General features: G+C 70.6%; 25 protein-coding genes and 1 other RNA gene. 9 read left to right on the top strand and 17 right to left on the bottom strand.

The genetic code is table 11. The annotated features are described in order from the left end of the window. Positions 1-91: 91 nt before the first annotated feature. Positions 92-1,042, top strand: a complete 951-nt coding sequence (locus BHU06_RS04635) for a hypothetical protein (RefSeq protein ID WP_139146948.1) — start codon at positions 92-94, stop codon at positions 1,040-1,042. A 139-nt stretch (positions 1,043-1,181) separates the two neighbouring features. On the opposite strand, the gene BHU06_RS04630 is transcribed toward BHU06_RS04635, so the two are convergent. Both BHU06_RS04630 and ffs read right to left on the bottom strand, forming a co-directional pair. Further along, positions 1,182-1,535, bottom strand: a complete 354-nt coding sequence (locus tag BHU06_RS04630; protein ID WP_070397978.1) for a DOPA 4,5-dioxygenase family protein — start codon at positions 1,533-1,535, stop codon at positions 1,182-1,184. A 14-nt stretch (positions 1,536-1,549) separates the two neighbouring features. After that, an RNA gene (gene ffs / locus BHU06_RS04625) (signal recognition particle sRNA small type) lies at positions 1,550-1,646 on the bottom strand. 70 nt (positions 1,647-1,716) lie between these two features. On the opposite strand from ffs, the gene dnaX reads away from it, so the two are divergent. The 4 genes from dnaX (at position 1,717) to BHU06_RS04605 (ending at position 5,872) form a co-directional block, all read left to right on the top strand. Then, a complete protein-coding gene (dnaX, locus tag BHU06_RS04620) occupies positions 1,717-3,672 on the top strand; it encodes a DNA polymerase III subunit gamma/tau (protein ID WP_070397977.1) in 1,956 nt (651 codons plus the stop codon). Between the two features lie 112 nt (positions 3,673-3,784). Beyond that, on the top strand, positions 3,785-4,117 hold the full coding sequence (locus tag BHU06_RS04615) for a YbaB/EbfC family nucleoid-associated protein (RefSeq protein ID WP_070397976.1): 333 nt from the start codon (positions 3,785-3,787) through the stop codon (positions 4,115-4,117). Positions 4,118-4,128: 11 nt separating this feature from the next. Then, on the top strand, positions 4,129-4,731 hold the full coding sequence (gene recR / locus BHU06_RS04610) for a recombination mediator RecR (RefSeq protein ID WP_070397975.1): 603 nt from the start codon (positions 4,129-4,131) through the stop codon (positions 4,729-4,731). An 82-nt stretch (positions 4,732-4,813) separates the two neighbouring features. Next, entirely contained in the window at positions 4,814-5,872 is a 1,059-nt protein-coding gene (locus tag BHU06_RS04605) for an ABC transporter substrate-binding protein (protein WP_070397974.1), read from the top strand. A gap of 24 nt (positions 5,873-5,896) precedes the next feature. Here the strand turns inward: BHU06_RS04605 and BHU06_RS04600 are convergent, their stop codons facing one another. Beyond that, positions 5,897-7,537: a transglycosylase SLT domain-containing protein gene (locus tag BHU06_RS04600; protein WP_070397973.1), complete on the bottom strand. Its 1,641-nt coding sequence runs from the start codon at positions 7,535-7,537 to the stop codon at positions 5,897-5,899. Then, positions 7,534-8,307 carry a hydroxyacylglutathione hydrolase gene (gene gloB / locus BHU06_RS04595; protein WP_070397972.1) on the bottom strand — a complete coding sequence of 258 codons (774 nt, stop codon included), beginning with the start codon at positions 8,305-8,307 and terminating at the stop codon, positions 7,534-7,536. The genes BHU06_RS04600 and gloB overlap by 4 nt, the downstream gene beginning before the upstream one ends. A gap of 68 nt (positions 8,308-8,375) precedes the next feature. Here gloB and BHU06_RS04590 point away from each other — a divergent pair, with 68 nt between their 5' ends. The 4 genes from BHU06_RS04590 (at position 8,376) to BHU06_RS04575 (ending at position 14,103) form a co-directional block, all read left to right on the top strand. Then, positions 8,376-9,143, top strand: a complete 768-nt coding sequence (locus BHU06_RS04590) for a class I SAM-dependent methyltransferase (RefSeq protein ID WP_175442794.1) — start codon at positions 8,376-8,378, stop codon at positions 9,141-9,143. Positions 9,144-9,209: 66 nt separating this feature from the next. Further along, complete coding sequence (gene rnhA / locus BHU06_RS04585) at positions 9,210-9,644, top strand: ribonuclease HI (protein WP_070397970.1); 435 nt, start codon at positions 9,210-9,212, stop codon at positions 9,642-9,644. Between the two features lie 187 nt (positions 9,645-9,831). Next, on the top strand, positions 9,832-10,977 hold the full coding sequence (locus tag BHU06_RS04580; protein WP_070397969.1) for an efflux RND transporter periplasmic adaptor subunit: 1,146 nt from the start codon (positions 9,832-9,834) through the stop codon (positions 10,975-10,977). A 30-nt stretch (positions 10,978-11,007) separates the two neighbouring features. Next, the gene (locus BHU06_RS04575) at positions 11,008-14,103 is read left to right on the top strand and encodes an efflux RND transporter permease subunit (RefSeq protein WP_070397968.1); all 3,096 of its coding nucleotides are present in this window, start codon (positions 11,008-11,010) and stop codon (positions 14,101-14,103) included. A 6-nt stretch (positions 14,104-14,109) separates the two neighbouring features. Here the strand turns inward: BHU06_RS04575 and BHU06_RS04570 are convergent, their stop codons facing one another. From BHU06_RS04570 to BHU06_RS04510, 13 genes are all read right to left on the bottom strand, one after another. Continuing rightward, positions 14,110-14,634, bottom strand: coding sequence for a hypothetical protein (locus tag BHU06_RS04570; protein ID WP_070397967.1), 525 nt, complete (start codon positions 14,632-14,634; stop codon positions 14,110-14,112). A gap of 121 nt (positions 14,635-14,755) precedes the next feature. Further along, positions 14,756-16,030: a gephyrin-like molybdotransferase Glp gene (gene glp / locus BHU06_RS04565; protein WP_070397966.1), complete on the bottom strand. Its 1,275-nt coding sequence runs from the start codon at positions 16,028-16,030 to the stop codon at positions 14,756-14,758. After that, complete coding sequence (gene mobA, locus BHU06_RS04560; protein ID WP_070397965.1) at positions 16,027-16,656, bottom strand: molybdenum cofactor guanylyltransferase MobA; 630 nt, start codon at positions 16,654-16,656, stop codon at positions 16,027-16,029. The genes glp and mobA overlap by 4 nt, the downstream gene beginning before the upstream one ends. A gap of 15 nt (positions 16,657-16,671) precedes the next feature. After that, a complete protein-coding gene (gene moaA, locus BHU06_RS04555; protein ID WP_070397964.1) occupies positions 16,672-17,787 on the bottom strand; it encodes a GTP 3',8-cyclase MoaA in 1,116 nt (371 codons plus the stop codon). A gap of 14 nt (positions 17,788-17,801) precedes the next feature. Then, positions 17,802-18,563 (bottom strand): SDR family oxidoreductase, encoded by a 762-nt coding sequence (locus BHU06_RS04550; RefSeq protein ID WP_070397963.1) that lies wholly within the window; start codon positions 18,561-18,563, stop codon positions 17,802-17,804. Between the two features lie 27 nt (positions 18,564-18,590). Next, positions 18,591-20,024, bottom strand: coding sequence for an aldehyde dehydrogenase family protein (locus BHU06_RS04545; protein WP_070397962.1), 1,434 nt, complete (start codon positions 20,022-20,024; stop codon positions 18,591-18,593). A gap of 13 nt (positions 20,025-20,037) precedes the next feature. Beyond that, on the bottom strand, positions 20,038-21,366 hold the full coding sequence (locus BHU06_RS04540) for a TRAP transporter large permease (protein WP_070397961.1): 1,329 nt from the start codon (positions 21,364-21,366) through the stop codon (positions 20,038-20,040). Positions 21,367-21,397: 31 nt separating this feature from the next. Further along, positions 21,398-21,889 carry a TRAP transporter small permease gene (locus BHU06_RS04535; protein WP_070397960.1) on the bottom strand — a complete coding sequence of 164 codons (492 nt, stop codon included), beginning with the start codon at positions 21,887-21,889 and terminating at the stop codon, positions 21,398-21,400. A gap of 120 nt (positions 21,890-22,009) precedes the next feature. After that, complete coding sequence (locus BHU06_RS04530) at positions 22,010-22,954, bottom strand: TRAP transporter substrate-binding protein (protein ID WP_239478330.1); 945 nt, start codon at positions 22,952-22,954, stop codon at positions 22,010-22,012. Between the two features lie 68 nt (positions 22,955-23,022). Next, on the bottom strand, positions 23,023-24,051 hold the full coding sequence (denD, locus tag BHU06_RS04525) for a D-erythronate dehydrogenase (protein WP_070397958.1): 1,029 nt from the start codon (positions 24,049-24,051) through the stop codon (positions 23,023-23,025). 40 nt (positions 24,052-24,091) lie between these two features. Then, entirely contained in the window at positions 24,092-24,769 is a 678-nt protein-coding gene (locus BHU06_RS04520; protein ID WP_070397957.1) for an aldolase, read from the bottom strand. After that, positions 24,766-25,536: a FadR/GntR family transcriptional regulator gene (locus BHU06_RS04515; protein ID WP_070397956.1), complete on the bottom strand. Its 771-nt coding sequence runs from the start codon at positions 25,534-25,536 to the stop codon at positions 24,766-24,768. Before BHU06_RS04515 ends, BHU06_RS04520 begins: the two co-directional genes overlap by 4 nt. Positions 25,537-25,625: 89 nt before the next feature. Continuing rightward, complete coding sequence (locus BHU06_RS04510) at positions 25,626-26,453, bottom strand: metal-dependent hydrolase (protein WP_070397955.1); 828 nt, start codon at positions 26,451-26,453, stop codon at positions 25,626-25,628. Between the last annotated feature and the right edge of the window lie 80 nt (positions 26,454-26,533).

The following is a 26,533-nucleotide window of genomic DNA, read 5'->3' as shown; positions in this document are numbered from 1 at the left end:
AACTTTGCCCTGGGGCCCGTTACTCAGCGCAGGCCCCGGCCATCCGGGGTTGCCAATTGCCCTCATCTCCCTCCTTCGTGAAAGCCCTTCGATGACCCAACCCACCGCCATCAAGCGTTCATCGACTCCCATGGCAGCGCCGCAGGTGCCCGTCGACAAGGGTAGTGCCACCGCCCAAAAGGTGGATAAGGTGCTGAGCCGCAATCCCAAGGCGACACAGGCCTTCATCTTCAAGGGGCTAGGCGTCAAGGTGTTGTCGACGATGCCGCCCCCCTGGTTCAAGGGCAAGAAGGAAGGCGGTCCGATTGCCATCGGGAACACGCAGAAGTTCTTCCGCGACCTGGGGATTGAGAGCCTGTTTCACCCAAATCCTTCTGTGCGCGAGGCGGCGGAATTGGTGGCGAAACCAGCGGTTGGCAGCGGCCCGTACGAATTGACACCCGAGATTCGCGCTGCGGTGCGCACGCTGGCCGACCCCTCCAGCGATGCCCTCCAGCGGTATAGAGAAGAGCGTAAAGCGAAAGATCGGTTCTTGAGTGACACCGGGTTCGGCAAGAACCTGATTCGGCGGGCTCAGGAGAAGCTGACGTCTGACCCTGTCGCTGCCAGCGAAGGCCCTCTCGCGGTACTCGACGCCGATGAGCCCGTGCCGGCATTCCAACCGGCGCTGCCTCACGAACTGCAGAAGCAATACGACAAGTGGCGCAAAGCGCAGGTCAAGACGGCGCCGGAGCTCGACGCCGCCGTGACCGCCTATGCGCGTCAGACGTATGGCGGCGGGAACCCTTTCAAGGCGCAGTCATCCGCGGGCCAACCGGTGTCGGACCTGCTGACGTTCATCACGACGGGTGTGACGGAAAAACTGGCCAAGGGGGGGCGTTCGATCCAAGCCTTGAACGGGTTCCATGGCATCACATTCGGCTCTCGCACCGAGGCGCTTCACCATCTGCTGTGGAACACGCCCTTCCTGGTCCGCGTGCCGCCCACGGAAGCCAACCGGTTCATGAAGCTGTACAACGAGCTCGCGAAGGCGAGGCTGTGAGGTCGCACTGACGCGCGGTGCACCAGCCATCGCGATCCACCTCAACGGGAGATGCTGTCGGCATCTCCCGTTGTGTTTGGGGCGGATGAATCGCCAAGCCGCCTCCCGCCGCTTGGCGGGCGCGGTTCGGTCGCTCAATTCAGTCGCTCAAGGCGCTCAGATCCAGCGCATACGACCGGCCCAGCCACAAGGCGCTGTCGCGGTGGTCGCCCAGTTCGTCGCCGGTGTTGGGGTGGATGAACACATCGAGCGCCCCGTGGTTGAGTGCGAGCCAACTGGTCACAGGCGAAAACTGGTCGGCCTCAAAGGCCAGTTGGTACGACCACATGGGGTGTGGCCCAACGGGCCTCTCGTGGAAGCGGCCGATCTGCACCCGCTCGGCCAGATCGCTGGCGATCAATTCCCGCAAGGCCCAGGCCGCGTCGCGCGTGGCGGCGTCGAAGTAGACGTGGGCGTGCCAGCTGGCGATGGAAGAGGGATCGCGCGAGGGCATGGAAAAAGAAATAAGGTGACGAGCCTTGACCCCGGCACTGGCTCCACAGTTAGGGCTGCTTGGTTCCCCACCTGACCCGGTTGGCCGCTTCACCATGCGGGAAGGCCCGTCACCCGCGATTGTAGGCGACGGGGCATGACCGCCTCCCGGGCACGGGTACCCCGACGCATAGAATCGCCCGATGTCCTACGTCGTCCTCGCCCGCAAGTACCGGCCGCGCAATTTCCGCGAGATGGTGGGCCAGGGCCACGTGGTGCAGGCCCTCGCCAACGCGCTCACCAGCCAGCGCCTGCACCACGCCTACCTGTTCACGGGCACGCGCGGTGTGGGCAAGACCACGGTGTCGCGCATCCTGGCCAAGTCGCTCAACTGCACCGGGCCCGACGGGCAGGGCGGCATCACCGCCGAGCCCTGTGGCGTGTGCCAGGCCTGCACCGACATCGACGCCGGCCGCTTCGTCGACTACACCGAGCTCGACGCCGCCTCCAACCGGGGCGTGGACGAGGTGCAATCGCTGCTGGAGCAGGCGGTCTACAAGCCGGTGCAGGGCCGCTTCAAGGTCTTCATGATCGACGAGGTCCACATGCTCACCAACACCGCGTTCAATGCGATGTTGAAGACGCTGGAAGAGCCGCCCGAGTACCTCAAGTTCGTGCTCGCCACCACCGACCCGCAGAAGGTGCCGGTGACGGTGCTGTCGCGCTGCCTGCAGTTCAACCTGCGTCCCATGGCGCCCGAAACCGTGGCCGAACACCTGCAGCAGGTGCTGCAGGCCGAGGGCGTGAACGCCGAGCCGCAGGCGCTGCGGCTGCTGTCGCGCGCGGCGCGTGGCTCCATGCGCGACGCGCTGTCGCTCACCGACCAGGCCATCGCCTTCGGTGGCGGCCAGCTGCTGGAGGCGCCGGTGCGCCAGATGCTCGGCGCGGTCGACCGCAGCCACGTGCTGCGCCTCATCGACGCGCTGGCGCGCACCGACGGCGCGGCCGTGGTGGACACCGTGAACACGCTGCGCGTGAACGGCCTGAGCGCGGCGTCCACGCTGGAGGAGATGACCGGCCTGCTGCAGCGCATGGCGGTGTTGCAGAGCGTGCCCGAGTCGGCCACCACCGACGACGACCCCGACACGCCCGAGATCGCGCGCCTGGCCGAGGCCCTGCCGGCCGATGAGACGCAACTGCTCTACAGCCTGTGCCTGCACGGCCGCACCGAACTGGGCCTGGCGCCCGACGAGTACGCGGCCTTGACCATGGTGCTGCTGCGCCTGCTCGCCTTCAAACCTTCGGGCGCGGCGGAAAAAAAAACTCTGAGGCCGGCTGAGGCCCGGCCAGCGCCGGCTGCGCCGGTCGCTACGGCGGCGCCCGCCATGCCGGCTGCGCCCGTGGCCGCGCCACCGCGCCCGGTGCCCGTTGCGCCCGTGCTGGCGCCGGTCGCTGGTGAACCGGGCGTGCGGCCCGCTCCCGTCGCGCCACCGCAGGCCCCCGCGCCGGTGGCGCCCAGGGCCCAGGCGCCGATCGCCGCGCCGCCGTTGCCCGAGCCCGCCGCCTTCGATGGACCGCCCGATGACGAGGCCCCCTGGCCCGAGCCCGACGAGGACCTGCCGCCCTGGGATCCTGTGCCGGCGCCCACGGCGGCCCGGTCACCCGCGGCACCGGCCCCCACGGCCGCGCCGGTGGTGCGCATCCCCGTGCGCGACCCGGGCTCGCCGGGCCGGCTCGACCAACCCCGGCCCGCCGCCGCGCCATTGCAGCCCACGCCCGAGGGCGATTTCTGGACCGGGCTGGTGCAGCAACTCGCGGACAGCGGCGCCATCACGGCGCTCACGCGCGAGCTCGCGCTGCAGTCGCAGCTGGTGTCGCGCGACGGTCCGCGCTGGCTGCTGCGCATCGAACGCGAAACCCTGGCCCAGGGCAGCAACCGCGAACGGCTCATGGCCGCGCTGCACGCCTCGGGGCACACGGTCGAACTCGCGCTGGAGAACGGCGTGGTCACCGATTCGCCCGCGCGGCGCGCCACCGCCGAGGCCGAGCGCCGCCAGCGCGAGGCCGAGCAGCAGATCCTCGGCGACCCCTTCGTGCAGGCCATGATGCGCGACTTCGGCGGCACAATCGTGCCCGGCTCGCTCAAGGCGATAAGCTGAATCACCCCCGCCGCGCTTCGCGCGACCCCCTCCGAGGGGCACACCAGCGGCCCGTCCTGAACATGACAAAGGGCGGTTCCGCGGTGTTCCCCGATCAACCCCAAGGATTGCCATGTTCAACAAAGGACAACTCGCCGGCCTCATGAAGCAGGCCCAGGCCATGCAGGACAACCTCAAGAAGGCTCAGGAAGAACTCGCCCACGTCGAGGTCACGGGCGAATCCGGCGCCGGCCTGGTCAAGGTGGTCATGACCTGCAAGCACGACGTCAAGCGGATCACCATCGACCCCAGCCTGCTCGCCGACGACAAGGACATGCTCGAAGACCTGGTGGCCGCGGCCTTCAACGCCGCTGTGCGCAAGGCCGAGGAGACCTCCAACGAGAAGATGGGCAAGCTCACCGCCGGCATGCCGGGCCTGCCGCCGGGCATGAAGTTCCCCTTCTGATCCCGCGCCCGGTGGCCGACAACCATTCCCTGGAGAACCTGGTGCAGGCGCTGCGGCGCCTGCCCGGCGTGGGCGTGAAGTCGGCGCAGCGCATGGCCTTTCACCTGCTGCAGCACGACCGCGAGGGTGCGCAGCTGCTGGCGGGTGCCCTGCAGGCGGCGGTGAGCGAGGTGCGCCACTGCGCGCTCTGCCACACCTTCACCGAAGACGAGGTCTGCGCCACCTGCCGCGACCCGCGGCGTGACCGCAGCCAGCTCTGCGTGGTGGAAACGCCGGCCGACCAGGCCGCCATGGAACGCACGGGGGCCTACAAAGGCCTGTACTTCGTGCTCATGGGCAAGCTCAGCCCGCTCGACGGCGTGGGCCCGCGCGACATCGGCCTGGACAAGCTGTTCGACCGCGTGGACGACCCCGCCGCCGAGGTGCCGGTGCGCGAAGTGATCCTGGCCACCAACTTCACCGCCGAGGGCGAGACCACCGCGCACGTCATCGCGCAGGCGCTGAAGGACCGGGGCCTGCAGGTCACGCGCCTGGCGCGCGGCGTGCCGGTGGGCAGCGAGCTCGAGTACGTCGACCTGGGCACCATCGCGCACGCCCTGGTCGATCGGCGCTGAAGTTCCCGCCCCGCGGGTCGGTGTAAACCCGCTCAGGACTCGCCCGGATGGCGGGCGCGTCTCGCCCCCCTAATCTCGGCGCATGGGTCCCCTGAACCGCCGCCAGTGGAGCGCCGCCATGGCGGGGCTGGCGCTGGCCGCCGGTGCGGGCCCGGCCGGGGCCACTCCGCCCACCCCGCGTCCGGCCCCCTGGCCGCCCAAGCTGGTGGACACCCGCATCGTGATCGCGCTGGAGCCGCGCACCGGCTTGGGCAACCTGCCGCTCACGGTGGCCGAACAGCGGCACTTCTTCCGTGAGGAAGGCCTGGACGTGGAGCTGCGCGAGTTTCCCGACCTGGGCCAGGCCATGGCGGCGGTGCAGGCCAAGGCGGCGCACGTGGCGTGTGTGCCCTTCGCGCAGCTGATCGCGCCCCCGGCGCACGCCCTGGGCTGGCAGAGCTTCGTGGTGCAGGGCCGCGCGCCGCAGGTGGTGCTGGGCGTGTCGCACAAGACGGTGCCGGGGTTTCGCGGTCCGGCCGATCTGCGCGGGCGGCGCATCGGCCTGCACGCCAAGGACCCGCTGGCCCGCAGCGTGCTCACGGCGTTCCTGCAGCGCGAACAGGTGAGGGAGGATGAGGTGCAGGTGCTGCACCAGCCCAGCCCCGGGGCGGCGCTGCTGGCGTTTCGCGGCGGGCAACTGGACGCGCTGTGCCACGCCGATCCCATGATGACGCTGCTCGAGCAGTTGGGCGAGCTGCGCGTGGCGGTGGACACGCGCAGCCTGGGCGGCACCACCGAGGTGTTCGGCGGGCCCGTGCCGGTGGGCTGCCTGAGCGCGCCGGCCGAGTTCCTGGCGCAGTACCCGCGCGTGACGCAGGCGCTGACCGACGCCGTGGTGCACGCGCTCAAATGGCTGCAGACGGCCGGTCCCTCGGACCTCATCAAGACCGTGCCCGAGAGCCACTTACAGGGCGACCGGGCGATCTACCTGGCCACGGTGGAGCGCTCGCGCGACGCCTGGACGGCCGATGGCCTGATGCCGCGCGGCGGTCCCGAGGCCATGAACCGCGTGGGGGAGGGAACGCTGCTGGCACCGGCCGAGGTGGCGCGGCATTTCACGAACGCCTTCGCGCAGAAGGCGAAAGCGCGCTTCAGGGCCTGAGGCCCGCCCGCGCGCCGCGCCGTTTCATTTGCGCGCGGTCTTGCTGGAACCCGAACTGGCCGAGCGGGTTTTGCCAGACGAAGACTTGCTGGCGCTGGCCGGCTTCTTGACCATTGCCTTCTTCGCCGACGCCGAGCGGGTGGCGCTGGCGCGCGGCTTGGCCGCCTTGGTGGTGCGCGCCGTGGCGGTGCCGCTGGCCTTGGCCCGCTGCGGCAGGTGCAGGGTCACGCGCTGGCCGGTCTTGAGCGAACTGCCCACCGAGAGGCGGTTCCATTCGGCCACGCTCGCCGCGCTCAGGCCATAGCGCCGCGCCAGGCGGGCCACGTTTTCGCCCTTGCGCGCCTTCACCACCACGCGGCGCGTGGTCACTTCGGGCTGCAGGCTAAGGGTGCCGTTGTCGGCCACGTGGGCGGGCACGTCGCGGTCCAGCTTGCCGTTGCGCGGCACGATGAGGCTGGAGCCCGCGCGCAGCCGCATGCGCGGCGGAATGGCATTGGCCTTGCGCAGTTCGGCTTCGCTCATGCCCACGCGCTCAGCCGCCTGTGCCACCGTCATGGTGCTGGGCACCACCCAGGCGGTCCAGCTCGCCAGCGGGCCGCTGTAGGCCTGCAGCTTGCGTTGGAAGATCACCGCGTTGTCCCAGGGCAGCAGCACCTGGGGCGTGCCGGCGGCCATCACCACCGGCTGCTTGAGGGACGGGTTGAGCGCGCGCACGTCGGCCTCCTCGACCTCGGCCAGGCGCGCGATCACGGCCACGTCCATGTCGCGCTCGATGGCGACGGTGTCGAAGAAGGGGTGGTTGCCGATGTCGGGCAGGGTGGCCGAGTAGCGCGCCGGATTGGCCACGATGTTTTTCACCGCCTGCAGCTTGGGCACGTAGTGGCGCGTCTCGGCGGGCATGATGAGGTCGCCGTAGCCCGTGGGCAGGCCCGCGCGCTGGTTGCGCGTGATGGCGCGGCTGACGTTGCCCTGGCCCCAGTTGTAGGCGGCCAGCGCGAGGTGCCAGTCGCCGAAGCGCGCGTGGAGCTGCTCCAGGTAGTCGAGCGCGGCGCGGGTGGAGGCCAGCACGTCGCGCCGGTCGTCGCGGAAGGCGTTCTGCTTCAGGTCGAAGGAGGCGCCGGTGGCGGGCATGAACTGCCACATGCCGGCGGCGCGCGCGCTGGACACGGCCTGCGGGTTGAAGGCGCTTTCGATGAAGGGCAGCAGCGCCAGCTCCATGGGCAGGCCACGCGCCTCGATCTCCTCAACGATGTGGAAGAGGTAGCGGCTGGAGCGCTCGGTCATGCGCTGGATGTAGTCGGGGCGCGAGAGGTACCACTGCTCGTGCTGGCGCACCAGCTCGTCGTTCAGGTCGGGCAGGGCCAGGCCGCGGCGGATGCGCTCCCACAGGTCGGCGGGCGCGGCCAGCGAGGTCACGGTGGGCGCGTCCATCGGCGCGACGGCGAGGTCGCTTAGCGGCACGTTGCCGGGCAGGCGAACGGCCGGGCCGCCGCGCGTGCTGGAGGCGGGGTCGCCGGCGGGCGCGTTGGCGGCGGGCGAGTCCGGGGCGTTGACGGCGACGGTGCTGGCGCAGCCAGCCAGCGCCACGGGGACGGCGAGGGCCAGCGCCAGGCGCCGGGCACCGCCACGCAGGCGCGCGAGCGCCGGGGCAAGACAAGGGGTCATCGGAAAACGTTCTTCCATTCGCGCAGCGTGGCGAACACGGCCACCGGATCGGCCGAGAGGCCGGGTGCCTGTTGCTGAGCCGCGGCCACCACCTCGGGTTCCGCGGTGCGCAGAAACGGGTTGATGCGCCGCTCCAGATCGATGGAGCTGGGCAGGGTGGGCTGGTTGCGCGCGCGCTGCTGCTGGCAGTGCCGCGCATAGGCCGCGAGCTCGGCGTTGCCGGGTTCCACCGCCTGCGCGAATTTCAGGTTGGAGAGGGTGTACTCATGCGTGCAGCACACGCGGGTGGCGCCCGGCAGGGCCGCCAGGCGGTCCAGCGAGCGGTGCATTTGCGCGGGAGTGCCTTCGAACAGGCGGCCGCAGCCGCCCGAGAACAGCGTGTCGCCGCAGAACAGCAGGGGCAGGCCGTCGAGTTCGGGGGTGTAGTACGCGATGTGGCCGCTGGTGTGGCCCGGCACGTCGATCACGTCGAAGGCCAGGCCCAGCGCCGTGACCCGCTCGCCCCCGCCCACGCGGCGCAGCGGCTCGGGCATGGGCTCGTGGACGGGGCCGATGACCTGGGCGCCCGTGGCCTCGCGCAGGGCGGCCACGCCGCCGGTGTGGTCGGCGTGGTGGTGCGTGATGAGGATGGTGTCGAGCGCCAGGCCCAGGTCCTTCAGCGTGGCCAGCACGCCCGAGGCCTCGCCTGGGTCGACCACCAGCGCGCGGCGGCCGTCGTGCAGCAGCCAGATGTAGTTGTCGGTGAAGGCGGGGATGGGCAGGAGCTGCATGGGGGCTGCGGTGGGCGCGGGGGAGGGGGCGTGTAGAGTGCGGGCACTGTGAATACGCCCCCGCGCCGATGACCGAAAAAATTATAGGGTTGACCGAATGGTTCGCGACCCCGCCTGGCAGGTACCTGCTGGCCTGGGAGCAGGACCGGTTCGACCTGGCGGTGGCCGATGTGTTCGGTTTTCATGCCTTGCAGCTTGGCGTGCCCGAGCTCGACGCGCTGCGCGCCAACCGCATGCCGCAGCGCTGGCTGGCCTTGCCCGAGGGCGATGCGCCCACCATCGACGGCGCGCGCGTGGCCCTGGTCACCGACGCCGCGGCCCTGCCGTTTCCCGAAGCCAGCCTCGACCTGGTGGTGCTGCCGCACACGCTGGAGCTCAGCGCCGACCCGCACCAGGTGCTGCGGGAGGTGGAGCGCGTGCTGGTGCCCGAGGGGCGGGTGGTGCTCACCGGCTTCAATCCCGCGAGCCTGTGGGGCATGCGCCAGGCGCGTGCGCGCGCCATGCAGCGGCTGGGCCGGGGCACGCGCCCGTACCTGCCCGACGCGGGCGAGTTCATCGGGCCGGGCCGCCTGCGCGATTGGCTGCGGCTGCTGAGCTTCGAGGTCGAGGCCCAGCACTGCGGCTGCTACCGCCCGGCGGTGCGCACCGACAAATGGCTGCACCGCCTGCGCTGGATGGACCGCGCCGGCGCGCGCTGGTGGCCCATCTTCGGTGCGGTGCACGTCACCACCGCGGTCAAGCGGGTGCGCGGCATGCGCCTGCTGGGCCCGGCCTGGAAGCCGCGCCGCCTGCCGGCCACGGCGCCGGTGCCGCTGGCCAACCGGCAGCGGCGCTGAGGCACTCGCCGCCGCGCCGCGGCGGGCACGGCCATCGGGCATTTTTTTCTTTGGATGGAGCATTCTTTGGACCACGTGGTGATCTACACCGATGGCGCCTGCAAGGGCAATCCCGGCCCCGGCGGCTGGGGCGTTTACTTGAAATCCGGCGGGCATGAGAAGGAGTTGTGGGGCGGCGAGCGCGACACCACCAACAACCGCATGGAACTCATGGCCGTCATCCAGGCTCTGTCCGCCCTGAAGCGGCCCTGCCAGGTGTCGCTGCACCTGGACAGCGAGTACGTGCGCAAGGGCATCACCGAATGGATCCACGGCTGGAAGAAGAAGGGCTGGGTGACGGCGAGCAAGCAGCCCGTCAAGAACGCCGATCTGTGGCAGCGCCTCGACGCCCTGGTGCACGGCGGGCCGCACCGCGTCGAGTGGCACTGGGTCAAGGGCCACGCCGGCCACGCCGGCAACGAGCGCGCCGACGCGCTGGCCAACCGGGGCGTGCCGAACTAGAAAGCCCCCCCGCCGCGCTTCGCGCGACCCCCCAAGGGGGGCGGCACCTGCAGCCCGGCACAGCCGGTTCAGCGGTGCCCCTTGGTTGCGCCGCTTCTGGCGTGGACTGCACAATGTGAAGATTGTTGGCATGGAAACTGTTTCCCCACGGCGACAGGGCCAACGGCAGTATTCGAGCGGAGACTTCATGGCGAAACCCAAATCAACGGTCTGGCTGGCGGTGCTGGGCCTGGCGCTGGCGCTGGGCGGTGCCTGGTGGTGGCAGCAGCAGCCGCGCGCCTCGGGCGTGTCCGGCTCGGCGGGTGCGGCCCCCGCGCCCCGCGCGCCCGGCGGCGCCGGTCCGGTCAGCGTGGAGATCGCCGCCGTCAAGCAGGCGCGCCTGCAGGACGACGCCCAGGCCGTGGGCTCGCTGAACTCGCGCCAGGCCGTCACCCTCAAGCCCGAAACGGCGGGCCGCGTCGCCCGCATTGCCTTCAAGGACGGCCAGGGCGTCAAGCGCGGCCAATTGCTGGTGCAGCTCGACGACACGCTGCAGCGCGCCGAGCTGAGCCAGGCCCAGGCCCAGCTGTCCATCGCGCGCGCCAACCTCAAGCGCAATGAGGAGCTGCTGGCCCAGAGCTTCGTGGCCGCGCGCGTGGTGGACGAAAGCCGCGCCGCCCTGCAGGTGGCCGAGGCCCAGGTGGACCTGGCCCAGGCCCGGCTGCAGCGCATGCGCATCACCGCGCCCTTCGACGGCACGCTGGGCCTGCGCAGCATCAACCTGGGCCAGTACGTGAAGGACGGCGATCCGCTCGTCAACCTGGAAGACACCTCCCAACTGACCGTGGACTTCCGCCTGCCCGAGCGCTACCAGAACCGCATCGCCCCGGGCCAGTCCGTGCAGGTGCAGCTCGACGCGCTGCCCGGCCATCGCTACCAGGCGCGTGTGCTCGCGGTCGATCCGCTGCTGGACGCCAACGGCCGCTCCATCGCGGTGCGCGCCGAGATGCCGTCCTCCCCCAGCCAGGCGCTGCGCCCCGGCATGTTCGCGCGCGTGCTGATCGTGTTTTCGGTGAATGAGAACGCGCTGGTGGTGCCCGAGGAGGCCCTGGTGCCCCAGGGCGGCCGCCAGTACGTCTACGTGATCGACGAGCAGGGACAGGGCGACGCGCGCAAGCGCACCTCGCGCCGCGTCGAGGTGGAGCTGGGCGTGCGCCGCGGCGCCGACGTGCAGATCACCCAGGGCCTGAAGCCCGGCGACACCGTGGTGGTGGCCGGCCAGCAGCGCCTGCAGCGCGACGGCACCGTGGTGCGCGTGGTGGACCTGGCGGCCCGCGCCGCCGCCGCCAACTGACGCCGCCGCGCGCCCGCACCGGAGGCCCGCATGCAACTGCCCGAAGTCGCCATCCGCCGGCCGGTGTTCGCCACCGTGCTGTCGCTGCTCATCCTGCTGGTGGGCCTGGTCTCGTTCAACAACCTCACCGTGCGCGAGTACCCGCGCATCGACGAGCCCACCGTCACCGTCACCACCCGCTTCGGTGGCGCCTCCAGCGAGGTGATCGAGTCCCAGGTCACCAAGGTGCTGGAAGACTCGCTCGCCGGCATCGAGGGGGTGGACATCATCACCTCCATCAGCCGGCAGGAGCAGAGCCAGATCACGGTGCGCTTCAAGCTCGAGCGCGACCCCGACTCCGCCGCCGCCGACGTGCGCGACAAGGTCAGCCGCGTGCGCCAGCGACTGCCCGACGACGTCGACGAGCCCACCATCGCCAAGGTCGAGGCCGACGCCACGCCCGTCATCTGGCTCGCGCTCAACTCCGACACGGTGTCGGCCCTGGACCTCAGCGACGTGGCCAACCGCCTCATCAAGCCGCGCCTGCAGACGGCGCCCGGCGCGGCCGACGTGCGCATCTGGGGCGAGCGGCGCTTCTCCATGCGCATCTGGCTCGACCCGGACCGCCTGGCCGCCTACAACCTGACCGTGCAGGACGTGGAGGACGCGCTGCGCCGCTCCAATCTGGAGGTGCCGGCCGGGCGCATCGAGAGCTCGCAGCGCGAGTTCAACGTGACGGCCGCCACCGACGTGCAGACACCCGAGCAGTTCCGCGCCATCGGCATCCGCACGGTCAAGGGCCAGACCATCCGCATCGGCGATGTGGCGCGCGTGGAGCAGGCGCCCCAGGACGAGCGCACCTCGGTGCGCTACAACGGCCGCGACGCCGTGTCGCTGGGCGTGATTCGACAGGCCACGGCCAACCCGCTGGAGCTGTCGGCCGCGGTGCAGAACATGCTGCCCAGCATCACCGCCGAACTGCCCAAGGGCGTGAGCATCGAGGTCGCCAACGACAACTCCATCTTCATCGACCGCTCCATCAAGGCGGTCTACACCACCATCGCCGAAGCGGTGGTGCTGGTGGCGCTGGTGATCTTCCTGTTCCTGCGCACGCTGCGCGCCTCGGTCATTCCGCTGATCACCATCCCGGTCAGCCTGATCGGCTCCTTCGCGCTGATGGGCTTGTTCGGCTTCTCCATCAACACGCTCACGCTGCTGGCGCTGGTGCTGGCCATCGGACTGGTGGTGGACGACGCCATCGTGATGCTGGAGAACATCTACCGCCACATCGAGGAGGGCATGAAACCCTTCGACGCGGCGATCAAGGGCGCGCGCGAGATCGGTTTCGCCATCGTGGCCATGACGCTCACGCTGGCGGCGGTGTACGCGCCGCTGGCCTTCACGCCGGGGCGCACCGGGCGGCTGTTCGCCGAGTTCGCGCTGGCGTTGGCGGGTGCGGTGGTGGTCTCGGGCTTCGTGGCGCTCACGCTTTCGCCCATGATGTGCTCCAAGCTGCTGCGCCACGTGGACCAACCCGGCCGCTTCGACCGCTTCATGGAGCGTGTTCTGGTGCGCATCAACCAGGGCTACGACCGCCTGCTGGGCCTGTCGCTGCAGGTGCGCTGGCTGGTGGTGGGCGTGATGCTCGCCAGCGCTGGCGCGAGCTGGTGGCTGCTGAGCACCACGCGCTCGGAGCTGGCGCCCATGGAAGACCGCGGCGTGGTGTTGGCCAACATCAACGGGCCCGACGGCGCCACCCTGGCCTACACGCGCCGCTACGTGGACGCGATCGAGAAGATGGCCAGGGAACAGCCGGAGTTCGACCGCATCTTCGCGGTGGTGGGCAACCCCTCGGTGGCGCAGGGCAGCGTGACCATGCGCGGCAAGGCCTGGGAGGAGCGTGACCGCAGCACCATGGAGATCGCGCGCGCGCTGGCGCCGCGCATGGCGGCGCTGCCTGGCATCAGCGCTTACCCGATCACGCCGCCCTCGCTGGGCCAGGGCTTTCGCGAGCGGCCGCTCAACTTCGTCATCGTCACCAACGACACCTACGAAAACCTCTCGGCCGTGGTGCGCCAGTTCCAGGACCGCATGGCGCAGAACCCGGGCCTGGTGCAGGTCGACACCGACCTGCGCCTGAACAAGCCCGAGATCCGCATGGACGTGGACCGCGAGCGCGCGGCCGACATGGGGGTGAGCGTGGACGCCATCGCGCGAACGGTGGAAACCATGCTGGGCGGGCGCACGGTCACGCGCTACAAGCGCGACGGCGAACAGTACGACGTGGTGGTGCAGACCGTCTCGGCCAACCGCAGCACGCCCGAGGACATCGACCGGCTGTTCGTGCGCGGGCGCGGCGACGCGATGATCCCGCTCGCCTCGCTGATCAGCACGCGTGAGGTGGTGGTGCCGCGCGAACTGAACCACTTCGGCCAACGCCGCAGCGCCTCGATCACGGCCAACGTGGCGCCCGACTATTCGCTTGGCGAAGCCCTGCAGTTCATGGAACAGACGGCGCGCGAGATATTGCCTGCGGGCTACGCCACCGACCTGAACGGCCAGAGCCGCGAGTTCCGCAACGCCTCGGGCTCGCTGGCGCTGGTGTTCGTGCTGTCGTTGCTGTTCATCTACCTGGTGCTGTCGGCGCAGTTCGAGAGCTTCGTCGATCCCTTCATCATCATGCTGTCGGTGCCGCTGTCGATGATGGGCGCGCTGCTGGCGCTCAAGCTCTCAGGGGGCACGCTGAACGTGTTCAGCCAGATCGGCCTGATCACACTGGTGGGCTTGATCACCAAGCACGGCATCCTGATCGTGGAGTTCTCCAACCAGCTGCGCGAGCAGGGGCTGGAGAAGCTGGACGCGGTGAAGCAGGCGGCCGGCCTGCGCCTGCGGCCCATCATGATGACCACGGGCGCCATGGTGCTGGGCGCGATCCCGCTGGCCCTGGCCACCGGCGCGGGCGCCGAAAGCCGCCAGCAGATCGGCTGGGTGATCGTGGGCGGCATGTCGGTGGGCACGCTGCTCACCATCTTCGTGGTGCCGACCATGTACACGCTGCTCTCGCGCCGCCAGTCGGGCGAGTCGGCGCACCCGGTGATGCACGACGAGGCGGGTGGCGATCACGCCGGGGCGATACCCGCCAAGTAGCCGCGGTTACAGGGGCACGCCCACGGCGTCGGGCACCGGTGTGGCGCGCCGCTCGGCCGCCCCGCCTGCCTCGGGGACCTCGGACACGCTGAGCGCGGCCTGCAGGTCCCGCGCCGCGCTGCGCAGCGCCTTGCCGCTGCGCACGTCCTGCGCGGGAATTCGTGCAAGCAGCTTGTAGGCCATGTTCCGGACCAGCAGGAAGGGGTGCTCCTCGGCCAGTACGCGGCAGGCGGTCTGGAACCGGAGGCTGGCCGCTTGCCTGGCCGCCTGGCGGGTCTGCCGGTACTTCTTGAGGCTGAACCCGCAGTCGAGCAGCCGCCGCAGGGACATCGGTTCCTCCCATGCGCATTGCCCGCGGTCCATGCAGAGGGCCTTGTCCGCTTGCTGGTCGGCGGTGAGCCGGTCCATGAACCCCTTGACCACCCGGGTGGCTTCGTCGAGCGATGGGACGCCGGCCTCGCCGGGGTCGCTGGCGTCCCCTGGGGGCTGCTCGAGGGGGGCGGCGTCGGGTGGGGCAGGGCAATGTCTCATATCGGTCCGTGGAATCGATGCTGACAATGCCGCTTCAGTCGCCGCGGGTCGCCATTCGTTCCGCGTTCGGCCGCATGGCCGATGCCGGGCCCAGGGGGAGCGGGCCTCGCCGCCCGAGCCCTCAGATCGCCCCGTCGAAGACCATCACCTCGACGGTGTCGCCCACGGCCACGTTGCCCTGGTCGTGCCGCAGCACGATCAGCCCATTGGCCTGGACCATGGAGCTGAGCACGCCCGAGCCCTGGTTGCCGGTGGTGCGGGCCACCAGCGTGCCGTCGGCCGCGCGCTCGACGGTGCCGCGCTGGTACTCGGTGCGGCCGGGCTTCTTGCGCATGGCCTCGCCGCTCCTGGCCTGCAGCAGCACCGGTGGCGCCACGTCCGCGCCCATGAGGCGCTGCAGGGCCGGGCGCACGAAGGCCAGGAAGGTCACCATCACGGCCACCGGGTTGCCCGGCAAGCCAAACAGCACCGCGGACTTGGCGCCGTCGGTGATGCGGCCCACCGCCATCGGGCGGCCCGGGCGCATGGCGATGCGCCAGAAGGCCACGTCGCCGAGCTGTTTCATCATGGCCTTGGTGTGGTCGGCCTCGCCCATGCTGACGCCGCCGCTGGTGATGACGGCGTCGGCGCGCGCGGCGGCGTCGCGGAAGGCGGCCTCCAGGCGGGCGGGCCGGTCGGGGACCACGCCCATGTCGATCACCTCCACGCCCAGGCGCGTGAGCAGGCCGAACACGGTGTAGCGATTGCTGTCGTAGACCGCGCCTTCGCGCGGGGCCTCGCCCAGGCTCAGGATCTCGTCGCCGGTGGAGAAATAGGCCACGCGCGCGCGGCGCCGCACGCGCACCGTGGGCAGGCCCAGGCTGGCCACCAGGCCCAGCGCGGCGGGGCCCAGCACCTGGCCACGGCGCAGCGCGGGCTGGCCCGCCATCAGGTCTTCGCCTATGAAGCGGCGGTTGTCGCCGGGTTTGACCACGCCGGGCGGAATGGTGACCGTGTCGCCATCGACCCGGACGAATTCGATCGGCACCACCGTGTCCAGGCCCGCCGGCATGATGGCGCCGGTCATGATCTTCAGGCACTCGCCCGCGCCCACGGGGTGCGCCCAGGCCTTGCCCGCGAAGGCCGTGCCCTGGCAGCGCAGCACCAGCGGCGACGAACCCAGCGCCGCGCCATCGAAGGCAAAGCCGTCCATGGCGGAGTTGTCGTGGGGCGGCACGCTGATGGGCGAGACCACGTCCTCGGCCAGCACGCGGCCCAGGGCCTCGAAGATGCCGACGTCCTCGGTGTCGGTGATCGGCTCGACGAGCCGCGCGAGGAATGCATTGACGCGCTCGGCGGTCAGGGCCTGGGGGTCGTAGCCCTGCAGCTCGGCGGCGATCTGGTCGATGGTCTTCATGGGCGGCCCTGCTCCAGCGCGTGCAGCTCGTCCAGGGTGTTGGTGTTGAAGAAGGCCAGGGGGTCGTCGCCGGCTTGGTCGAAGGGCACGAGCACGGTGTGGTGCTGCTCGGTCCAGCGGTCGATCTTGCGGCCGCCGGCCTGCGTGAAGGCCACCAGGCTCTCCAGCAGTTGCACGCGCAACAGGCTGAACACCGGCTGCGCGCGCGGCGCGCTGCCGTTCTCGGGCGCGCTGGCCATGGCGATGTCGGTGGCCGGGTCATCGAAGGCGGCGGCCAGGCGCCGCGCCAGGTCCAGCGGGAAGCGCGGCGTGTCGCAAGGCACCGTCAGCAGGTAGGGCGTTTCGGCGCGCTCCAGGCCGGTGAGAAACCCGGCCAGCGGGCCCGCGTAGTCGCTCAGGGTGTCGGGCCACACCGGCACGCCGAAGGCCTCGTAGGCGCCGAGGTTGCGGTTGGCGTTGAGCATCAGCTCGCCAATGTGGTCGCCCTCCTGCATCTGCAGGCGCATGAGCGCGTGCAGCGCCAGCGGCGTGCCATTGAACTTCTGCAGGCCCTTGTCGGCCCCGCCCATGCGCGAGCCCCGGCCGCCGGCCAGGACCAGTGCCGTGATTTCTCTGGGATGGATCATTCGAGGAAGTGAGGCTTAGCCACCGATGTAGCTCATCTCGACGCGCCGCTTGCCGGCGCCGGGCTCGGGCGGCAGCGAGGCGCGCAGCTGCGAGTAGCGGTCGTCGCGGCCTTGCCAGATGGCGCCGATGGCGCTGGCCAGCTCGGCGTCGCTCGCACCGCCGCGGATCAGGTGGCGCAGGTCGTGGCCTTCGGTGGCGAACAGGCAGAGGTAGAGCTGGCCCTCGGTGGACAGGCGGGCGCGGTTGCAGTCGCCGCAGAAGGCCTGCGTCACGCTGCTGATGGCGCCGATCTCGCCCGAGCCGTCGGCGTAGGCCCAGCGCTCGGCGGTCTCGCCAGGGGCGGTGGGGTCCAGCGGCACCAGGGGCAGCTCGCGCTGAATGCGCTCGATGAGCTCGGCGCTGGGCAGCACCTCGTCCATGCGCCAGCCGTTGGTGGCGCCCACGTCCATGTACTCGATGAAGCGCAGCACGATGCCGGTGCCCTTGAAGTGGCGCGCCATCGGCAGGATCTGGTCGTGATTGGTGCCGCGCTTGACCACCATGTTGACCTTGATCGGCCCCAGGCCCGCGGCCTGCGCGGCCTCGATGCCGGCGAGCACCTCGGCCACGGGGAAATCGACGTCGTTCATGGCGCGGAAGACGGTGTCGTCCAGGCCGTCGAGGCTGACCGTGACGCGCTGCAGGCCGGCGGCCTTGAGCGCGGCGGCCTTGCGCGCGAGCAGCGAGCCGTTGGTGGTGAGCGTCAGGTCCAGCGGCCGGCCTTCGGTGGTGCGCAGCGCGGCCAGTTGGCCGACCAGGATCTCCAGGTTCTTGCGCAGCAGCGGTTCGCCGCCGGTGAGCCGGATTTTCTGCACGCCGTGCGCGGCGAACAGGCGCGCCACGCGGGTGATTTCCTCGAAGCTGAGCAGCTCGCCGTGCGGCAGGTACTGGTAGTCCTTGTCGAACACTTCCTTCGGCATGCAGTAGCTGCAGCGGAAGTTGCAGCGATCCGTCACGCTGATGCGCAGGTCGCGCAGCGGGCGGCCCAGGGCGTCGCCCAGCAGGCCGGTGGCGGCCACGGGCTGTGCCGGCACCGTGGCGGCGCGCCGCTGCAGGCGCTGGTCGATGAGGGGGATGACCCGTTCGGACATCCCCCGATTGTGGTTCAAACGCAGCGGGCGCCGTCCACCTCCAGGCAAACCCCGGAAATGAACGCGGCTTCGTCGCTGGCGAGGTAGAGCACGGCGTTGGCCACGTCCTCGGGGGTGGAGAAGCGCCCCAGCGGGATGGTGCTGCGGAACTTGGCCAGTCGCTCGTCGGTGAGCTCGCCGCCCGCGAAGGCCGTGCCCAGGCCGGTGAAGGGGTTCATCACCGGGTTGATGCAGTTGACGCGGATGTTGTCCGGCCCGAACTCGGCCGCGAGCGACTTGCTGGTGGTGATCACCGCACCCTTGGAGCCGTTGTACCAGGTGAGGCCGGGGCGCGGGCGCACCCCAGCGGTGGAGGCGATGTTGATGAAGGCACCGCCGCCGTTGGCGCGGAACACGGGCACCGCGTGCACGGCCGCGAGGTAGATGCTCTTGACGTTGACCGCGTAGCAGCGGTCGAACTCTTCCTCGCTCACGTCCAGCGCGGGCTGGTTCTTGTGCGTCCAGCCGGCGTTGTTGACCATGGCGTCGAGGCGGCCGTGGCGCTGCACGGCCGCCTGCACCAGGGCCTTCATGTCGCTGGAGCGCGTGACGTCGGCGGCGAAGAAGGTGGCGCGCCCGCCCTTGGCCGTGATGTCGGCGACCACGCGCTCGCCGCCGGTGGTGTTGACGTCGTTGACGATGACCCGCGCGCCTTCTTCGGCCAATCGGTGGGCGATGCCCTCGCCGATGCCGCCACCCGCGCCGGTGACGATGATGGACTTGTCTTTCACTCGCATGGGATGTGCCTCTGTGGTCTTGCTGAATCAGCCGTGGCGGATGGCCACGGTCTTGAGGGTGGTGAAGCCCAGCAGGGCCTCGAAGCCCTTTTCGCGGCCATATCCGCTGGACTTGACGCCGCCGAAGGGCAGTTCCACGCCGCCGCCGGCGCCGTAGTTGTTGATGAACACCTGTCCGGCCTTTACGCGCCGCGCCATGCGCAGCTGCCGCGCGCCGTCGCGCGTCCACACGCCGGCCACCAGGCCGAAGGACGTGCCGTTGGCCAGGCGCACCGCCTCGTCCTCGTCCTCGAACGGCATGGCCGCGAGCACCGGGCCGAAGACCTCTTCCTGCGCCAGCCGGTGCTGGGGCGGCACGTCGCGCACCAGGGTGGGCGCGGCGTAGTAGCCGTTGGCGTCGGCGGCGGGGTCGATGCGGCCCTGCGCGACGATGGGCAGGCCGTCGCGCCGCACCTCGTCCAGGAAGCCGCGCACGCGTTCCTGCTGGGTCTGGCGGATCAGCGGGCCGAGGTCCAGGTCCAGGGTGGGCGGGCCGGCGCGCAGGGCGGTGAAGGCCTCGCCCAGGCGCTGCAGCAGCGGCTCGTACAGGCCGCGCTGCACCAGCAGGCGCGAGCCGGCGCTGCAGGTCTGGCCGCTGTTCTGCACGATGGCGTTGACGATGAAGGGCAGGGCCGCGTCCACGTCGGCGTCATCGAAGACGATCTGCGGTCCCTTGCCGCCCAGCTCCAGCGTGACCGGGCAGTGGCGCTCGGCCGCGGCCTGCTGGATCAGCGTGCCCACGCGCGGGCTGCCGGTGAAGCTGATGTGGTCCACGCCGGGGTGGCGCGCCAGCGCGTCGCCCACCTCATGGCCGTAGCCGGTGACGATGTTGATGGCGCCGGGCGGAAAGCCCACCTCGGCCGCCAGTTCGGCCACGCGCAGCAGCGACAGGCAGGCGTCCTCCGAGGGCTTGACCACGCAGACGTTGCCCGCGGCGAGCGCGCCGCCCACGCTGCGCCCGAAGATCTGCATCGGGTAGTTCCAGGGGATGACGTGACCGGTGACGCCGTGCGGCTCGTGCCAGGTGAGCACGCTGTAGCCATCCAGGTAGGGGATGGTGTGGCCGTGCAGCTTGTCGCCCGCGCCAGCGTAGAACTCGAAGTAGCGCACCAGGGCCAGGGCGTCGGCCTTGGCCTGCCGGGTGGGCTTGCCGCAGTCGCGCTGCTCGATGGCGGCCAGCTCGTCGGCGTGCGCGGCCACGGCGGCGCTGAGCTTCATGAGCAGGCGCCCGCGCTCGGCCGCCGTCAGGCGCGACCAGGCGCCGTCCAGGCAGCGCCGCGCGGCCTGCACGGCCGCGTCCACGTCGGCGGCGTTGCCGCGCGCGATGCTGTCGTAGGGCTGGCCGTCGGCGGGGTCGATGACGGGCAGGGACTGGCCCGAGGCGCTGGGCACGGACCGGTTGTCGATGAAATGCAGGGCCATGGCGGGGGTTCCTTCACTGCGGGCCGATGGCGGGCGCGGGCCCGATCGGCGCCACGGCGGCGGGCTTGTGGTAGACGAGGTCGCGCAGGGTGAGCGAGACCGAGGGGAAGTAGGTGATGATGGCCAGGCAACCGACGATCACCAGCACGAAGGGCACCAGGTGGGCGACCATGCGGTCGAGCGAGATCTTGGCCACGGTGGCCGCGGCGAACAGGTTCACGCCGAAGGGCGGGGTGATCATGCCCATGGCCAGGTTGACCACCATGATCATGCCGAAGTGCACCGGGTCGACGCCGAAGTGCACGGCCACCGGCACCAGGATGGGCGCCAGCACGATGATGGCCGCCGACGTCTCGATGAACATGCCGATGACGAACAGCGCCGCGTTCACGCCGAGCAGGAACCACATGGGCGACTGCAGCACGTCCTTGAGCCACAGGCCGATCGCGTCGGGGATGCCGGCGCGCGTGATGAGGAAGGCGAAGAGGCCCGCGTTGGCGATGATGAACATGATCACCGCGCTGGAGATGACCGACTTGCGCAGCACCGGCATCAGGTCTTTCAGGCCCAGCTCGCGGTGGATGCCCAGGCCCACCAGCAGGGCGTAGAACACCGCCACCACCGAGGCCTCGGTGGGCGTGAACACGCCGCCGTAGATGCCGCCCAGGATGATCACCGGCATCAGCAGCGCCCAGCCGGCCTCCCGCGTGGCGCGGCCCACGGTGAGGCGGCCGTCGCCGTCGTTCTTGCCCAGGCCCTTGAAGCGGCACCACAGGTGCACGAACAGCATCAGCGTGCCGCCGATCAGCAGGCCCGGCACCACGCCGGCGATGAACAGCTCGCCGATGGACACCTCGGCCGCCACGCCGAACAGGATCATGGGGATGGAGGGCGGGATGACCACGCCCAGCTCGGCCGAGGTGGCCTGCAGCGAGGCCGCGTAGCCCACCGGATAGCCGTGTTTGACGAGCGCGGGGATGAGGATGGAGCCGATGGCGAAGGTGGTCGCCACCGAGGAGCCCGAGACCGCGGCGAAGATCATGCAGGTGAGCACGCAGGTCATGGGCAGGCCGCCCTGCACGCCGCCCACCAGCGATTTGGCGAAGTTGACCAGGCGGCGCGAGATGCCGCCGGTCTCCATGAGGTTGCCCGCGAGGATGAAGAAGGGAATGGCGGCGAGCGGGAATTTGTCGATCGCGCTGAACATCTCCTTGGGCACCAGGATGAGCTTGTCGCCGTCGAACAGCGCCAGGCCCAGCATGGCCGAGCCGCCGATGGCGACCGCGATGGAGATGCTGAGCGCGAAGCCCAGCAGCATGGTGAAGATCAGGGTGAAGGTCATGGCGCGGTCCGGCGGTCGGCGGGTCTGGGCCTTATTGGGCCGTGGCGAGTTCTTCGTTCTTCGGGTCCAGGTGGTGCGCGATCACCGCGACCACGCCCAGCGCGGCGCCCACGGGCAGCGCGGCGTACGCCCAGGCCATGGACAGCTCCATGCTGGCGAAGGTCTGGAAGCGCACGCGCGTGACCAGGTCGATGCCGAACCAGAGGATCACGCCCAGAAAGCCCAGGTTGACCAGCGTGATGATCCAGCGCACGGCGTGGTGCCAGGCGCCGCGCGACAGGCGCAGCATCAGGTCCACCGAGACCAGCGCGCCGTGGCGCAGCGCGGCCACCACGCCCAGCATCACCATCCAGATGAGCAGGCGGCGCATGGCCTCCTCCGTCCAGGTGGAGGGCTGCGAGAGCACGAAGCGGCTGGTGACCTGCCACAGGCCCAGGCAGGAGATGAGCGCGAGCAGCAGGCAGGCGAGCGTGAGGCACAGGCCGGTGAGCGCGCGGTCCAGCCGCAGAAAGAGGGATTTCATGAGAGCACCTTCGAGGGCGGGCCCACCCAAGCGAGGGTGCCGCGGACCCGGCTGTGCCGGTCCGCAGGCATCGCCCCTTGGGGGGTGACGGCCCACGCCAGTGGGCCGGCGCGGGGGGACCTACTTCACCGCTTGAATGGCGGCGATCTTGTCGGCGCCGAATTCCTTGGCGTACTGCTGGTAGGCGGGCGCCACGGCCTTGCGGAAGCTCTCGCCGTTGACCTGCTTGACGACCTGCATGCCGTCCTTCTCCAGCTGCGCGATGCCCGTGTTCTCGTCGTCGTTGACTTTCTTGCGCTGCGCGGCGGCGGCCTTCTTGCCAGCCTCCAGGAAGACCTTCTTGTCGGCGGCCGAGAGCTTGTTCCAGACGGCGGGCGAGAGGATCAGCGCGGCCGGCGAGTAGACGTGGCCGGTCAGCGAGAGGTGTTTCTGCACTTGCGAGAACTTGGAGGACAGGATCACCGGGATCGGGTTCTCCTGGCCGTCCACCGTGCCCTGTTGCAGCGCGGTGAACAGCTCGGGGAAGGGCATGGGCGTGGGCAGGATGCCGAAGGTTTTGTAGCCGTCCATGTGCACCTTGTTTTCCATGGTGCGCATCTTCAGCCCGGCGGCGTCGCTGGCCTGGTTGATGGCCCGCTTGCTGTTGGTCATGTGGCGAAAGCCGTTCTCCGTCCAGGCCAGGTTGACCAGGCCCTTGGCTTCCATCTTCTTGCTCAGGTCCTGGCCGATGGGGCCGTCCATCACCTTGCGCGCGTGGTCGTAGTCACGGAAGAGGAAGGGGATGTCGACGATCTTGACCTCGGGCACGAAGTTGCCCAGCGGGCCGGTGGAGGTGTTCACCAGGTCCTGCGTGCCCAGCTGCACGGCCTCGATCTGCTCGCGTTCGCCGCCCAGGGCCGAGTTGGGGAACTGCTGGCACTTGTAGCGGCCTTGCGTGCCTTTCTCCATTTCCTCGCAGAACACCGTGGAGCCCACGCCGTAGTGCGAGGTGGGGGAGGTGGCGTAGCCGATCTTGAGCACGGTCTGCGCCTGGGCGCCGGTGGCGGCCGCCAGCAGCGCGGCCATGGCCAGGGGGGTGAGCAGCGTTGTTTTCATGCGTTTGTCTCCTTGGGGTGGGTCACTGGCAAAAGGGCTCAGCGCGCGGGTGTCGGCCGTGGGCGCGCCGCGGGTGGTTTCACGGCATCGGGGTGGTCCTGAGCGTACTGGCGCAGGACGGCATGGAAATCGGGGTCTGCCTGTAGGCCCAGGGCGCGGGCGCGCGGGCTGTCGAAGCGCGCGGGCCAGCCGGCGACGATGCGCGCGGTGGCGGCGTCGGGCTCATGGCCCACGAGCGCGGCGGCCTCGGGGCCGGCGAAGTCGCCGAGCGCGTCCAGCATGTCGCGCACGCGCAGGCTCAGCGCCGGCAGGTTGATGGCGGTGCGCCCGCCGAAGGCCTCGCGGCTGGCCTCGGCCACGGCGATGATGCCGGCCACGGTGGTGGCCGGCGAGGACAGCGCCACGGGCGTGTCCAGCGGCACGGGGCAGTTGCTGGGCAGGCCGGCCAGGGGCTCGCGCAGCATGCCCGACAGGAAGCCCGAGGCCGCGCCGTTGGGCCGCCCGGGCCGCACCGAGACCGTCATCAGGCGTGCCGCGCGGCCGTCGATGTGGCCCTTGCGGGTGTAGTCGGCCACCAGCTGCTCGCACACGAACTTGTGGACGCCGTAGCTGGACTGCGGCGTGGGCAGGGTGTCGTCGCCCACCACCGCGGGCAGGGGCAGGGCCGGGTCGCTGCCGTAGACGGCGACCGAACTGGAGAAGAAAAACAGGACCGGTGCGTGGCCGTCGGCGGTCTGGCGGCGGCAGGCGTCGAGCAGGGCGCGCGTGGTGTCCAGGTTGGCGCGCAGGCCGAGGTCGAAGTCGGCCTCGCACTCGGCGGACACGGCCGAGGCGAGGTGAAAGACCGCGTCCCAGCGCTGGGCGAACAGGGTGGGCAGGCTGTCCATCAGGTCGCCGGCCAGGGACCGCACGCGCGGGTCGCGCGTGAGCGCGGCATCGCTGGGCGCGAACAGGTCGGCCAGCATCAGGCTGTCGATGGGGCGGCCGGCGAGCCGGCCGCGTTGCAGCAGCTCGCGCGCGAGGCGGCTGCCCAGGAAACCGGCGCCGCCGGTGATGAGGATGTTCATGCGGTGAAGCGGTGGGCGGATGGGGCTGTGCTGGCGGGCCTTACCAGGGGGCGCCAAAGCGTTGGCGCAGCTCGTCGACGCGCGCGTCGTTCAGTAGGGCGGGGCGGGGGGAGCAGAGCAGCCACAGGCGCGCGGTCTCCTCCAGTTCTTCGAGCAGCGCCATGGCCTGCGCGGGGCCCTGGTGCCACACGACGGGGCCCAGGCGTTCGAGCATCACGGCGCGCAAGGGCTGTTCGGCCCGGGCGATCAGGCCCGCCACCTCGTGGGCCACGGCGGGGTCGCCGGGCACGCGGTAGGCAACGTGGGGCACATGGCCGACCTTCATCACCTGGTAGGGCGTGATCGGCGGCAGGATGTCCTGCTCGGTCCACACGCCTTGCAGGCTCAGCGCCACGAGGTGGGTGCTGTGGGTGTGCAGCACGCAGCGGGCCTCGGGCGCGGCGTCGTAGATCTGGCGGTGCAGGGCCAGGGTCTTGCTGGCGCGCTCGCCGCCGCGCTGGTGGCCGTCTTCGCCCACCCAGGCCAGGGCCTCGGGGCGCAGGTGGCCCAGGCAGGCGTCGGTGGGGGTGATGAGGAAGCCGCCGCCCTGCGAGGCGTCGAGCCGCAGGCTGATGTTGCCGGCCGTGGAATGTGCATAGCCGCGCAGGAACAGCGAGGCGCCCACGCGCACGATCTCGTCGCGGCAGGCCTGCTGGGCGGGGGGGAAGGCGTCGCTCATTCGGGGCGGGACAGGGTGGGTTTGAGCAGCGCGTCCAGGGCGCGGCGCACGGGCGGCGAGGCGTGCTCGATGCGGTGCGCGGCGTTGGCCATGTGGCGCGTGGCGGCCTCGCGCGCGGCGGCGACGTCGCCGCGGCACACGGCCTCGGCGATGGCGCGGTGCTCGTGGTGCACCTCCACCATGTAGCCGCTGTCCAGAGATTCGTTGGTGCGCGTCACGCGCATGGCGTCGCGCTGGTACTGCTCCAGAAAGCCCAGCAGGCGCTCGTAGTGCGGGTTGTCGGTGGCGCGGGCGATGCTGCGGTGAAAGCGCAGGTCGGCCTCCACGCCGGGCGCGCCCACGGGCGGGCAGGCTTCCAGTTCGGCCAGCGCGTTCATGATGGCGCGCGCCTTCTCGGGCGTGATGCGCCGCGCCGCGAGTTCGGCCACGTCGGCCTCCAGGCCGCGCCGCACCTCCACCACCTGCAGCACGGCCTCCATGGAATGCAGCACGGTGGGGTCGAAGGCCAGGGCGCGCGCCTGGTGGCTGGGCGCCACGAACACGCCCGCGCCCTGGCGCGAGGTGAGCAGGCCGATGGACTTGAGCTGGCTGATGGCCTCGCGCACCACGGTGCGCGACACGCCGAACTGCTCGGCCAGGCGCTGCTCGGTGGGCAGGCGCTGGTCCGGGCCCAGCTCGCCCGACTCGATGCGCTGCATCAGCAGGGCCGCCAGCTGGTCGGTCAGGCGGGGCGGCGCCTGCAGGGGCTCGGCGCTGTCGGGGCTCATGGTGTCTCGGCCATTGGTGTGCTTATCAGGTCATCATACAAGTTGAGTGGGCGAAAAAAATCCCGGGAAAACCCGGGACGCCCGCGCGTTCAGCGACCGGCGGCGCTGACCGGCACGAAGCGCTCGCTGTGTTCGCGCAGCCAGGTGGCCGAGCGTTCGCTGTGCTGCTGGTTCGGGTGGAAGTCGGGCCGGAAATAGGCCCGCCAGGCCGGCCAGTTCGTCCTCAGCAGGCCTTGCCGGCCGAGCAGATGCCGCGCGGCGCTGCGCCAGGTGGACCAACGCCACAGCGTGCCGTCGCGCCGCAGGTTGGAGACGGTCTGGCGCAGGGCGTCGCTGAGGAAGAAAACGGTGACGCGGCGCATCCATTTCGCGCGCCAGGCGTGGTCGCCCCCCAAGGCTTGGTACAGGTCGAAGGCGGTGCTCTTGTGCTCGGCCTCCTCGGCGCTGTGCCACAGCCACAGGGTCTGCAGGCGCGGCTCGCTGCCGTCCAGCACCTGGGGGTGCGCCAGCAGCCACTCGGCGAAGAGGGCGGTGAAGTGCTCGTAGGCCGCGGTCACGCCCAGCGGGTGGCGGGGATCGGCGCCCTCGAACAGCACCATGCGCGACTCGGCGCGCGGCGCCCACGCGTTCACCAGGCCGTGCTTCTCGATCTGCGCGTTGAACAGGGCGTGGATGCGCCGGTGCGTGGCCTCCTGGCCCACGAAGCCCTTGATCTCGGCTTCCCAGCGCGCCTGCTGGTCGGCGGGCAGGGCCTTGGCGCCCTCCCGCACGGCGTCGATGAAGAACTGCTCGCCCACCGGAAAGCTCATGGACAGGGCGTTGAACCAGGCGGTGAGGAAGGCGTCGCCGCCGCACCAGTGGCGCGCGACGGGCGTTTCCAGGTCGATGAGCAGGCGGCGGATGGTGAGGGTGGTCATGTTGGTACAGGCAAGTACCGCACCACTGTGCGCGCATGCGGACGGGCTGTCAAGCGGGCTGGGCTGTCGAATCGGCGAAG

Origin of the sequence: Hydrogenophaga sp. PML113 (genome assembly GCF_001777155.1) — a bacterium.
In the GTDB taxonomy this organism is placed as follows: domain Bacteria; phylum Pseudomonadota; class Gammaproteobacteria; order Burkholderiales; family Burkholderiaceae_C; genus Hydrogenophaga; species Hydrogenophaga borbori.
The sequence above is the reverse complement of the archived record's forward strand: the minus strand, read 5'-3'. Positions and strand labels throughout refer to the sequence as shown.

What these genes read in the sequence shown, in the direction of transcription:
- BHU06_RS04530 (WP_239478330.1), bottom strand. Translation starts at nt 22,954, where the DNA reads ATGGCCGCGCTGCTGGCGGCCGCCACCGGCGCCCAGGCGCAGACCGTG.
- BHU06_RS04600 (WP_070397973.1), bottom strand. Translation starts at nt 7,537, where the DNA reads ATGACCCCTTGTCTTGCCCCGGCGCTCGCGCGCCTGCGTGGCGGTGCC.
- mobA (WP_070397965.1), bottom strand. Translation starts at nt 16,656, where the DNA reads ATGATCCATCCCAGAGAAATCACGGCACTGGTCCTGGCCGGCGGCCGG.
- BHU06_RS04635 (WP_139146948.1), top strand. Translation starts at nt 92, where the DNA reads ATGACCCAACCCACCGCCATCAAGCGTTCATCGACTCCCATGGCAGCG.
- BHU06_RS04570 (WP_070397967.1), bottom strand. Translation starts at nt 14,634, where the DNA reads ATGAGACATTGCCCTGCCCCACCCGACGCCGCCCCCCTCGAGCAGCCC.
- BHU06_RS04575 (WP_070397968.1), top strand. Translation starts at nt 11,008, where the DNA reads ATGCAACTGCCCGAAGTCGCCATCCGCCGGCCGGTGTTCGCCACCGTG.
- moaA (WP_070397964.1), bottom strand. Translation starts at nt 17,787, where the DNA reads ATGTCCGAACGGGTCATCCCCCTCATCGACCAGCGCCTGCAGCGGCGC.
- BHU06_RS04605 (WP_070397974.1), top strand. Translation starts at nt 4,814, where the DNA reads ATGGGTCCCCTGAACCGCCGCCAGTGGAGCGCCGCCATGGCGGGGCTG.
- glp (WP_070397966.1), bottom strand. Translation starts at nt 16,030, where the DNA reads ATGAAGACCATCGACCAGATCGCCGCCGAGCTGCAGGGCTACGACCCC.
- BHU06_RS04550 (WP_070397963.1), bottom strand. Translation starts at nt 18,563, where the DNA reads ATGCGAGTGAAAGACAAGTCCATCATCGTCACCGGCGCGGGTGGCGGC.
- gloB (WP_070397972.1), bottom strand. Translation starts at nt 8,307, where the DNA reads ATGCAGCTCCTGCCCATCCCCGCCTTCACCGACAACTACATCTGGCTG.
- BHU06_RS04510 (WP_070397955.1), bottom strand. Translation starts at nt 26,453, where the DNA reads ATGACCACCCTCACCATCCGCCGCCTGCTCATCGACCTGGAAACGCCC.
- denD (WP_070397958.1), bottom strand. Translation starts at nt 24,051, where the DNA reads ATGAACATCCTCATCACCGGCGGCGCCGGTTTCCTGGGCAGCCGCCTC.
- BHU06_RS04580 (WP_070397969.1), top strand. Translation starts at nt 9,832, where the DNA reads ATGGCGAAACCCAAATCAACGGTCTGGCTGGCGGTGCTGGGCCTGGCG.
- BHU06_RS04615 (WP_070397976.1), top strand. Translation starts at nt 3,785, where the DNA reads ATGTTCAACAAAGGACAACTCGCCGGCCTCATGAAGCAGGCCCAGGCC.
- BHU06_RS04535 (WP_070397960.1), bottom strand. Translation starts at nt 21,889, where the DNA reads ATGAAATCCCTCTTTCTGCGGCTGGACCGCGCGCTCACCGGCCTGTGC.
- BHU06_RS04540 (WP_070397961.1), bottom strand. Translation starts at nt 21,366, where the DNA reads ATGACCTTCACCCTGATCTTCACCATGCTGCTGGGCTTCGCGCTCAGC.
- BHU06_RS04590 (WP_175442794.1), top strand. Translation starts at nt 8,376, where the DNA reads ATGACCGAAAAAATTATAGGGTTGACCGAATGGTTCGCGACCCCGCCT.
- BHU06_RS04520 (WP_070397957.1), bottom strand. Translation starts at nt 24,769, where the DNA reads ATGAGCGACGCCTTCCCCCCCGCCCAGCAGGCCTGCCGCGACGAGATC.
- BHU06_RS04515 (WP_070397956.1), bottom strand. Translation starts at nt 25,536, where the DNA reads ATGAGCCCCGACAGCGCCGAGCCCCTGCAGGCGCCGCCCCGCCTGACC.
- dnaX (WP_070397977.1), top strand. Translation starts at nt 1,717, where the DNA reads ATGTCCTACGTCGTCCTCGCCCGCAAGTACCGGCCGCGCAATTTCCGC.
- BHU06_RS04630 (WP_070397978.1), bottom strand. Translation starts at nt 1,535, where the DNA reads ATGCCCTCGCGCGATCCCTCTTCCATCGCCAGCTGGCACGCCCACGTC.
- BHU06_RS04545 (WP_070397962.1), bottom strand. Translation starts at nt 20,024, where the DNA reads ATGGCCCTGCATTTCATCGACAACCGGTCCGTGCCCAGCGCCTCGGGC.